Here is a 9,218-nt window from a genome sequence, read left to right as displayed (position 1 = left end):
TTCTAATAATAAATTTATAATTAAACTAGGTTGTACAATAGACTATTTTAATTGAGTTGTAAATTAACTTAATTATGGGTCGATAAACCTAGCTTTAAGGTCGATAAACCTAGTTTTATGGGTCGATAAACCTAGTTTTATAGGTCGATAAACCTAGTTTTATAGGTCGATAAACCTAGTTTTATTAACTATGAAACTATTATAAATAAAGGGTTACAGCTTATTTAAAAGCATTTAAAAGATTAAAAATAATTAAAAGCCCACGGAATGAAAAATTGCCCTTGGTTTTCGCTTCGCTCAAACTCTATTGAACTTCGCTTTCGCTCAGTTCGTCGGGGCAATTTTTTGGTGAATACTTACGTGACTTTAAGAAAAAGCAAAAGCAACTCGGAATTCGCTTCGCTCATAAAACTTTTTTACTCGCTACGCTCGATCCAGGAGCAAATTTCTGCATGAAACTTACGCTTTCTTAGGCTAAAGAGGACAAAAAAATGTTTTTCAGAGGGTCTAGGCGCAAATTTTGATAGTTCGCTCGTAGAAACTCGCTCTATGCATCTGTCTAAAGTCAAAATACCTCTTTATTTCGCTCTAATTTGCGTTTTTTGAGCTGTTTTCTGTTTTTCACTATGAGATCTATGTTTTTTAGGTAAAGGCTCTTAAATCGCATTTGAACGCGTTCTATGAAGCTTTTCATAATTAAGGTTTTGGGTTGAAATTTTTAACCTGGATGAAGTGACAAAAAATTGATTTTTTTTTTACGTTTTTCTAAACCAGGAAATAAATACTTTTTTCCATGCAAAACCAAGCACTGGCCCTACGTCACTTTAGCCAATTTTCCAATCAAGGATCCGGCACACGCCGGGATTTTTTTGTCACACACCACGCATCTAACGATGACACCCCTCAAAGCCTTACAGGATAAGGATTTCAGCGATTTTTTAGGGTCTCAGAAACGTGTACAGAAAAATGGTCTTTTTTTAGAATAAGTGATTGAATTATCTATTTTTTATGCTGTGCTCATGGTTGTACATCAAAACAACACTTTTTTTAGATAAAATATTGATAAATTTAAGAAAAACTATGTACTGATGATTGTACATAAAAAAAGCATTATATTTAAATAAGTTTTTGTTTTATAATAAATTAATTTTGTACAAATAGATTTGTACGTAATTTATTTATTCTTTTAATTTAAATTATTGAATTATCTTGACTTAATCTTGTACAAACCCTAATTTTTATAAGAGATGTAATTTATGGGCGAAAAAGTCAAAACTTATGCAGTCAGACTAGATCCACAAGTAGCAGAATTCTACGATCAATTGGCTAATTCAGAAGGAATCAGAACCAGTAAATTGTTCAGTAAAATTTTGACTAATGATTTTCAATCTATTGCTGTTAAGCATCAGGCAGATCGTATTGAGGACTTAGTGAATAGATTAGAAAAACGAATAGATGATTTTGAGGAAGACAACAATTTTTCTGAAAAATACTATGAAGATTTTTCGGGACTCTATTTCATGATGTTATGGACATTAATGAAAAATGGGGCTTCTAAAGATGAGGTTCGAATGATGCAAGCTAAAGGTTATTCATATGCAGATGATAACTATAAGAGGGTAAAGTAGTGTCAGATAGTATTATTCAGCTTTCAAAGCCATGTACGCTTTGTGAAAATAGACAAAATGTACAACTTTTTGCAGGATTGATGCTGTGTGGAAGTTGTCAGGAAAATATCAGGCTTACGAATCCAAGTATGTTCTCGGCCAATGATGAGATTGAACAAAAAGCCCAGAATTAACCTGGGCTTCGTATAAGAGACTTTATGTTAAATAATGGCTTTTATATGAGCTGATATGTCTAAACATAAACGCAATTTTACTAAGGTTGCTTAGATATTATGGAATCTAAATATCTCAATCGCTCATCCCTCTTTACTTTATTTTCATGTTTAATCACCGCTACTAGTAAAACTATGGTCATAGCTCCTGCTAGGTAGATAATTTTTTTTTTCATGATTTCCTTATAGTGAAGTTATTTTTTCCTATTTTATATAACATGATACAAATCATATAAACAATCAAATTATGAGATGTATACATCGAAATCTGATAGGTAATTTAAGAAATAAAAAAACCCCGGCAGGATGCCGGGGTTTCTTTGGGTTGCTCAGTATGACTCCTGTCTTACCTCACGTCCTGGTGCGATCTTTCTTATTCTTGTTGTTTGGAACATCCTGTTTTCTATGACTTCATCATAGAAAAATTCCAGTATGCCGCATAGCAGCAAGGGGTCTAGATTGATGTGAGCCAAAGCGTACAAAATAGCCTAAATTTTATCCACAAAAATTGGGGATAATTTTAGATGCAAGAGTCTTGTTAATTGGGCAAAAAAGCGGAAATTGAGCACTTTTTAACCAATTCTATTGGCGAAATATTACAAAGTTGCTTGAAAACTCACCGACTTATTACAGAAGCTAATTTTTGTGCATTTTGTGCTCAAGGGTGAGCTTTTAAATTATTGATAAATAAAAATATTTTAAAATACGTTTCGTATAAGCTCTATTATGTTAAATGGAGTCTTTATGAGAAATTAATAATCTATGTTTGTTTGAGATTGAAGTATATTTAAAAAAATTAAGTTGTTTTTTTAAATGCATAACTTCATCTTTTAGTTTTTCGATTTGTTGATCTCTTTCGTCCCGTATAGGGGAAGTAATTTCACCCAATTTTTTAACTAACTGGCTATATTCAATTAAGTTATTGTAGTCAAGTTCGAAATCTCCGCTTTTTATATATTTAAGTATAGTCGAGCGAGGTTTTCTATACGCTATAGCAGCATCACTGATCGAAAGTTTTTTTAAAAAATGATGATGTTGACCTAACATATTATTTAACTTAAGACATTATTAATTTGGTAGATATATATTAATAAAATTAACAAATGTAAGATATAAATCTTCAATCATTATTGGTTGATAATTGAACGTTTACTTTACACATACCCTACTCTGATAATTTTTCTATTATTAAATCAATACGCTTTTAAGAATTTATATTATTAACATAATACACGTTATGCGAAGTCAAAAATGGGAGCTTAAGCTCCCATTTTTATTGATGATTTTTTAATTCTTTCAGCATAGCATCTCGCAGAATTTCATTCATTCGTGTTTGATAACCTTTGCCTTGAGATTTAAACCATGCAAGTACATCAGCATCTAAACGAATGGAAGTCTGTTGCTTCACTGGACGGTAGAACTGATTATGGCGTACAGCATTGCTCCAGTCGGTAATTTCAGGAATATCTGATAGATCTAGCTGATCATCAGGAACTGTCCCTTTAGCAAGCAAACGTTCAATTTCAGCATCTTGCTTCTCACTAAATTTTGCATTTAGTTCTTTGCGTGAGTATCTAACCGTGCTCATATTTATCGCGCTCCGCTTTAGTGACTTGTCTTGCACTAATGATTCGTATGATTTCACAGTCATCTTCATCAAAGATGGTGTGAGCTACTAATAGCATTAGTACGCCTTTTACTCTTCCAATGGTTTGCCAACGTTCTTCACCATCGGTATGTCTGTCTTGGATTGAGATCCTTAATGGATCATCAAAGACAAGGCTTGCAGTCTCGAAAGAGACATCGTGTTTTTTCTGATTCTTTCGATTCTTTGCCTCATCCCATTCGAAATATTGTTCCATAAAAAACATTCAAATTTGTATATACAATAATGTATCACAAAATTGTATCATTCAAGTTGAAAAGCGTAATTCTTAGTCAAAATTATTGGCAAAACATTCCAAAACTGCTCACAAAAAAGCCGACTTGTTTCAAAATCGGCTTTTGGGGCATTTTTAGATTTTTATGACTTAAATAAGTATCTGATATTTATATTAATATACAAGTGTATTGCGTATAACCGCCATTATGTTAAATAAGAGTTGATAAGTAGCCATTAATTACCTTAATTTGATGTAATACAATGTCAAAACTATAGAAAGAACTAAATGTACTTACCCCCTCATTTTGAAGAAAGACGAATAGATCTTCTTCATGATTTAGTAAAAAAACATCCCTTTGGTTGTATCGTTACATATTCCAATGGTGAGTTAGATGCTAACCATATTCCCTTTGAATTAGTGCCTGACAAGGGGGATTTTGGGAAATTACTGGCACATATATCGAGACAAAATCCTTTAGCAGAAGTTTTAAAGAATGATGCCAATGTACTTGTAATATTCCGAATTGAACCGTACCGGGTTTGTCGGAGACTTTTTATTTAAGTTAGGCCACCTGACCTAACGGATTAATTTTATCATAGTACATTGCTTCAAAATCAAAAGGTGGCACATAACCTAGTGCACTATGTACACGCTCTTTATTGAACCAATCTACCCAGTTTAGTGTCGCAAGTTGTACATCTGCTAAACCTTGCCAATCTGCTTTTAGATATTCAATCACCTCTGTTTTGTATAAGCCATTCACCGTTTCAGCCAAAGCATTATCGTATGAATCACCAGTCGTACCGACTGATGCTCGTAAATTTGCTGCTTCTAAACGATGGGTATAACGAATGGAAAGATATTGCACACCTCTGTCGGAATGATGAATCACATTCTTTGGCATGCCTCGATCATGCAATGCTTGCTCTAATGCATCGAGCACCATATCTGTATTCATTCGTGTAGATACTTTCCAGCCAACAATTGCTCGTGAGAACACATCAATAATAAAGGCGGTATAGACCCAGCCTGAATGAGTTTGAATATACGTAAAGTCACTGACCCACAGTTGGTCAGGATGATCAGCACTAAAATTACGTTTCACTAAATCATCTGCTCGTTTTTGGTCATCTCGGCTACGGGTGGTTTGTTTGTTCTTACCTCGCCAAACACCTTGTATACCTAGCTTTTTCATTAATCGAGCAACAGTACAGCGTGCAATAATATAGCCTTCACGTTTCAGTTTTTGCCAGACTTTACGTACACCATACCGACCTGAACTTTCCTTCCAAATTCGTTTAATCTCCTCAGCATGATGCAAGTCATGTAAATCTCGCTTTGCTCGATGTTCTGGATTTTCGCAGAGATCTAGAGTCCGGTAATAGGTTGAGGGTGCGATCGGTAAAATTCTACAAATCGCCTCGACTCCGTACAGCTCTTTATTATTATGGATAAAATCCACCATTATTTGTGTGGGCGGTCGAGCTCCGCCTGGGCGAAAAAAGCGGCTGCTTTACGTAGAATTTCATTGGCACGTTTTAATTCTTTAATTTCACGTTCCATTTGCTTCATTTTTTCTTGGTCAGATATCTGTTGTACTTTGGCAGGATTTAGTTGATCCATATGCTTTAAATACCAAACACGCAATGTTTCAGGAGTACAACCGATTTTAGGCGCAATAGCTGTGATTGCTGCCCAAGTAGAAGGATAATCTTTTTCAGATTCAATTAGTAATTGAACCGCTCTTTCTCTAATTTCGGGGGTATAGTTTGGTTTTTTCATCGGAATAGTCTCTCAGAATATTGAGTCTCCGACAAACCCGGTACGGTTCAAATTGATGATGTTTATATATCTCCTAATTGGTATGTAGGAAAATTTGAACATCATGAAGTTGTTCCGACTTGGAATTACGTAGTTATTCATGCAAAAGGTAAAGCCAGAATTATTAAAGATGAAAAAATATTAAGAGGTATCTTGGCTCGTCTTACTAGAGAACATGAGTCTAATCAAGAGATTCCTTGGAAAATGACAGATGCACCAGCGGACTTTATCAACGAAAGGATGAAACATATTGTAGGAATACAAATTGAGATTACAGACTTAGTGGGAAAATTTAAATTAAGTCAAAATAGAAATAAAAATGATATTTCAAGTGTAGCTAAAGTTTTAGCTACTAAAGGTAAAAATAATTTAAGTAATCTAATGTTGAATATCTCAAGTACGGAAGAAATATAGAATTATATAAGGTTAATAAATGAAAAATAGCGGTAGTTGTTTGTGCGGAAAGGTTAAATTCTCAATCAACAAAGATATTCAGACGATGTATCACTGTCATTGCAGCTTATGTCGTAAACAAAGTGGTACTGGAGCAAATTCAGCGACTTTAGTGAATGAAACATTATTTGAGTGGGTTTCTGGTATAGATTCTATTGGAACATTTAGAAAAGACTCAGGTTTTACTTCTTGCTTTTGTATAAGTTGTGGATCTCCAGTTCCTAATAAAGTTGGTAATAGCTCGGCAGAGTAAAACTTGAAGTGCGACATAAACCACCTAATTAATTTAAAGGGTTTATGGAGTATATAAAATTGTCATACCATCATCTTAACTTTGAAGATCGTACTGCATTAATGCTTGAGTCAAGAAAAGAAGGCTTTTCAGCCAGAAAATTTGCTGAACTCATTAAAAGACATCCTAGTACGATCTATCGTGAGCTTAAAAGAAATAGCATCAATGACGTTTATCAAGCTCGATATGCTTCTGATAACACCTTCGCTAGACGTAGACGTGGTCACAGAAAACTCAAAATCGATTCAATCCTCTGGAAATTTATTGTTGAAGCGATCCGTTGTTTATGGTCTCCTCAGCAAATAGCAAAACGTTTAAAGACATTTCCTGATTTGGATCAAACAATGAATGTAAGCCATACAACGATTTATTCAACGATACGAGCATTACCAAAGGGTGAGTTGAAAAAAGACTTATTATCCTGTCTGCGTCATGAAAATAAAAAGCGAAAAGCTAACGGTGAACCTAAAAAAGATTCTATATTACAGGATATTAAAACTATTCATGAGCGCCCAGCCGAAGTTCAAGAAAGAAAAATACCGGGTCATTGGGAAGCTGATTTAATTAAAGGTAAAGACAATAAAAGTTCGATAGCAACACTTATTGAACGAAATACACGGCTCTGTATCTTGGCAACATTACCTGATGCAAAGGCAGAATCAGTGCGCAAGGCTTTAACTGAAGCTCTGAAATATTTACCTGCAGAACTGCGTAAAACGTTGACCTATGACCGTGGACGCGAGATGGCAGAACATAAAATACTTGAAGAAGATTTAGGCATAGATGTATATTTCTGTGACCCACATTCACCCTGGCAAAAAGGCACATGCGAAAATATGAATGGTTTAATTAGGCAATATTTACCTAAAGGGATTGATTTAAATCAGGCAGATCAGCATTATTTAAATCAAGTTGCCATGTCACTGAATACTCGTCCTAGAAAAGCGTTAGATTGGCTTACACCATTAGAGAAATTTGCTCAGCTTGTTGATTATCATAAGACTTTTCAAACTGTCGCACCTCATGTTTGAATTCGCCCTCGTTCATGTGGATTCCACTTGGATTGCTAGATGAGACGCCAATAATTAAGAAAAGATTAGGATTCTGTATTAACTCAAAGAGTAATTGGGCACCTGTAATACAATTAGATCAGGAATATTTAGAGTTACCAAGTTGGAGTGAATTAGAGGATTATTTTGATTAATTTAAGATTTCCTAAAATTAACATAATACACCTTATACGAAATGCAAATTTTTATCTCATATAAATCATTGGCTTATCGTATAGTAAAAAGCCCAATCACTACTGATTGGGCTTTTTTATGGATTCTTCACGTTCCACGCTTACTTCTTGAGCAATGTTCCACGGTTTTGATTAGTCTGATTAAATAGTCCTATCATCCATAGGGCTTGAAAAAACGGCTCCAGAAGCCCCTTTTTTCTGGTTCTGGCTCAATATGTTCAGGGACTGGAATACGCTTATTCTCGATAACCTCTGATTCCTTAGGAGGCATAGCTATGACGTCCTCTTTTTCTTCTACTGTGGATTCTGCCTGTGTTGATCCAGGATCATCAGATTGTGTTGTATTGGTTTTTGGAGCTTCCAATAGGCGTTGCATAGTTTCAATTTGATTTTGATAGAAGCTTTCTCTATTTTTTGCATCATCTAGCTGATTTTTTAGCAGGTCTATCTGCTGTCTAAGGAGTAAAACTTCTGCCGAATTTGGACTGTCTACTTTTACAGTTTCTTTTACACTCTGTTTTTGTACTGGCTCACCAAATACCCGGATCGCTTCTGCAATATCAATCTTATTATCAGAATTTTTACTTAAAATACCTTTCTTTATATTGTTGTAAATGGTTTGTCGATTAATATTGTAAAGCTTAGAAAGCTCAAGAACTGTAAGGCTTTTCATGTGTAAATCTCTGCCTAATCTTGTAAAAAATTAGTGTCTATTAGACTGTCTAATAGACAAATCAGCAAGTCTATCTTCTATGCAGCTTTGAAGCCTACTTTTTGGAGATAAGGATAGAGTTCTTTAAACTTTTCTGGGTTTTGAAGCATTTCTGCAATGCGTACAGCGAATTGCGGATAGCTTTCTGTACCATGAGAATATTTTCCCATTTCAGGAAGTTCTGACAGTTTGTGGGAAAACAGATGGCGTTGAGCATCTGTCATTTTTGAGAAAATATCTATAGTGTCTGGGTCACGCTTATTTTTTATTGGCAGATTACTCATTTTTTTCTGTTTGAAAGTGAATGAAAAACCTGAAATAGAACGCCCTTTTTTATGTTGCTCATATTTAGCTGTTATATCGGTTAACTCATTTACCTGCTTAAGAGCAAAATCTAAAACATATGTTTTAAAGTTACTCATTGTTTTGTATTGATGAGGTTTGACACCAAGTTGTTGTCTAAAGATAGATAGATCAAAAAGTGGCGTTTTTCCGGCAGATCTCCATTGAATTAATAGCTCGTATAGCCGAATAGCATATGAGCTACTTAACCTAGAAACCTGCTGCAATTCATATTTAGTGAAGTTTTCTTCAAGTCGAGTTATGAGTGGAACGATATCTTGGGTGAATCGTAGGAAAATAATTCCTGATTGAGATTCATACCCAATTTTGTCGACCCAACGACAATGAAAGCTACGATCCTTACCTGTCTTAGGATTAATGTCATGGTATGTGACATAGCGATCAAATAAGCTTTTAGATGCCTCTCTGAGTACGGTATAAGCGGTATGTTTCTCGACATTAAAAGTATTTATATAACTACTTGCATGTACTTCCAAAAGACTATTTTCAGTTATCCCATGTCCAGTTTCTCGAGCTTCAGCAATGGCTAATAGGATCAGTCTTTGTTCAACTGTATCTAAGGTATAACTTGCTTGAATTAGAGCATTATCCTTTACGATTAATTCACTCAT

General features: G+C 34.7%; 11 protein-coding genes, 1 pseudogene and 1 other annotated feature. Of the genes and pseudogenes, 6 read left to right on the top strand and 6 right to left on the bottom strand.

Features of this window, described 5'->3' with window-relative positions; translation table 11 throughout:
- Window positions 1-1,256 precede the first annotated feature (1,256 nt).
- Window positions 1,257-1,628 (top strand): hypothetical protein, encoded by a 372-nt coding sequence (locus R5R67_RS18300; protein ID WP_046206038.1) that lies wholly within the window; start codon window positions 1,257-1,259, stop codon window positions 1,626-1,628.
- Window positions 1,628-1,801, top strand: coding sequence for a hypothetical protein (locus R5R67_RS18295; RefSeq protein ID WP_165959339.1), 174 nt, complete (start codon window positions 1,628-1,630; stop codon window positions 1,799-1,801). The genes R5R67_RS18300 and R5R67_RS18295 overlap by 1 nt, the downstream gene beginning before the upstream one ends.
- Before the next feature lie 768 nt (window positions 1,802-2,569).
- On the opposite strand, the gene R5R67_RS18290 is transcribed toward R5R67_RS18295, so the two are convergent.
- The 3 genes from R5R67_RS18290 to R5R67_RS18280 all read right to left on the bottom strand — a co-directional run bounded on the left by R5R67_RS18290 (window position 2,570) and on the right by R5R67_RS18280 (window position 3,702).
- Window positions 2,570-2,887, bottom strand: a complete 318-nt coding sequence (locus R5R67_RS18290; protein WP_004728121.1) for a hypothetical protein — start codon at window positions 2,885-2,887, stop codon at window positions 2,570-2,572.
- Between the two features lie 226 nt (window positions 2,888-3,113).
- Window positions 3,114-3,428, bottom strand: coding sequence for a BrnA antitoxin family protein (locus tag R5R67_RS18285; protein WP_318755082.1), 315 nt, complete (start codon window positions 3,426-3,428; stop codon window positions 3,114-3,116).
- On the bottom strand, window positions 3,415-3,702 hold the full coding sequence (locus tag R5R67_RS18280) for a BrnT family toxin (protein ID WP_004759459.1): 288 nt from the start codon (window positions 3,700-3,702) through the stop codon (window positions 3,415-3,417). Before R5R67_RS18280 ends, R5R67_RS18285 begins: the two co-directional genes overlap by 14 nt.
- Before the next feature lie 306 nt (window positions 3,703-4,008).
- Here R5R67_RS18280 and R5R67_RS18275 point away from each other — a divergent pair, with 306 nt between their 5' ends.
- The gene (locus R5R67_RS18275; RefSeq protein WP_318755079.1) at window positions 4,009-4,284 is read left to right on the top strand and encodes an FMN-binding negative transcriptional regulator; all 276 of its coding nucleotides are present in this window, start codon (window positions 4,009-4,011) and stop codon (window positions 4,282-4,284) included.
- A gap of 1 nt (window position 4,285) precedes the next feature.
- Here the strand turns inward: R5R67_RS18275 and R5R67_RS18270 are convergent.
- Window positions 4,286-5,505 (bottom strand): IS3 family transposase gene (locus R5R67_RS18270; RefSeq protein WP_318755078.1). Its coding sequence is split into 2 segments (ribosomal slippage): window positions 4,286-5,229 and window positions 5,229-5,505, totalling 1,221 coding nucleotides; the frame shifts between segments, so codons are not numbered across the junction.
- Window positions 5,114-5,230: a sequence feature (AL1L pseudoknot), on the bottom strand. (Overlaps the previous gene by 117 nt.)
- A 51-nt stretch (window positions 5,506-5,556) precedes the next feature.
- On the opposite strand from R5R67_RS18270, the gene R5R67_RS18265 reads away from it, so the two are divergent.
- The 3 genes and pseudogenes from R5R67_RS18265 (at window position 5,557) to R5R67_RS18255 (ending at window position 7,320) form a co-directional block, all read left to right on the top strand.
- A complete protein-coding gene (locus R5R67_RS18265) occupies window positions 5,557-5,958 on the top strand; it encodes an FMN-binding negative transcriptional regulator (RefSeq protein ID WP_412838336.1) in 402 nt (133 codons plus the stop codon).
- 19 nt (window positions 5,959-5,977) lie between these two features.
- A pseudogene (locus R5R67_RS18260) lies at window positions 5,978-6,238 on the top strand (GFA family protein); the annotation flags it as partial.
- A gap of 113 nt (window positions 6,239-6,351) precedes the next feature.
- Window positions 6,352-7,320, top strand: coding sequence for an IS30 family transposase (locus tag R5R67_RS18255; protein ID WP_014538385.1), 969 nt, complete (start codon window positions 6,352-6,354; stop codon window positions 7,318-7,320).
- Between the two features lie 366 nt (window positions 7,321-7,686).
- Here R5R67_RS18255 and R5R67_RS18250 read toward each other — a convergent pair whose 3' ends face one another.
- Entirely contained in the window at window positions 7,687-8,205 is a 519-nt protein-coding gene (locus R5R67_RS18250) for a plasmid replication DNA-binding protein (protein ID WP_046206037.1), read from the bottom strand.
- Between the two features lie 77 nt (window positions 8,206-8,282).
- The gene (gene repM / locus R5R67_RS18245) at window positions 8,283-9,218 is read right to left on the bottom strand and encodes a replication initiation protein RepM (protein WP_001292329.1); all 936 of its coding nucleotides are present in this window, start codon (window positions 9,216-9,218) and stop codon (window positions 8,283-8,285) included.

The sequence above is a fragment of the Acinetobacter sp. OYA S30 genome, assembly GCF_033599315.1.
Classification (GTDB): domain Bacteria; phylum Pseudomonadota; class Gammaproteobacteria; order Pseudomonadales; family Moraxellaceae; genus Acinetobacter; species Acinetobacter baumannii.
The sequence above is the reverse complement of the archived record's forward strand: the minus strand, read 5'-3'. Positions and strand labels throughout refer to the sequence as shown.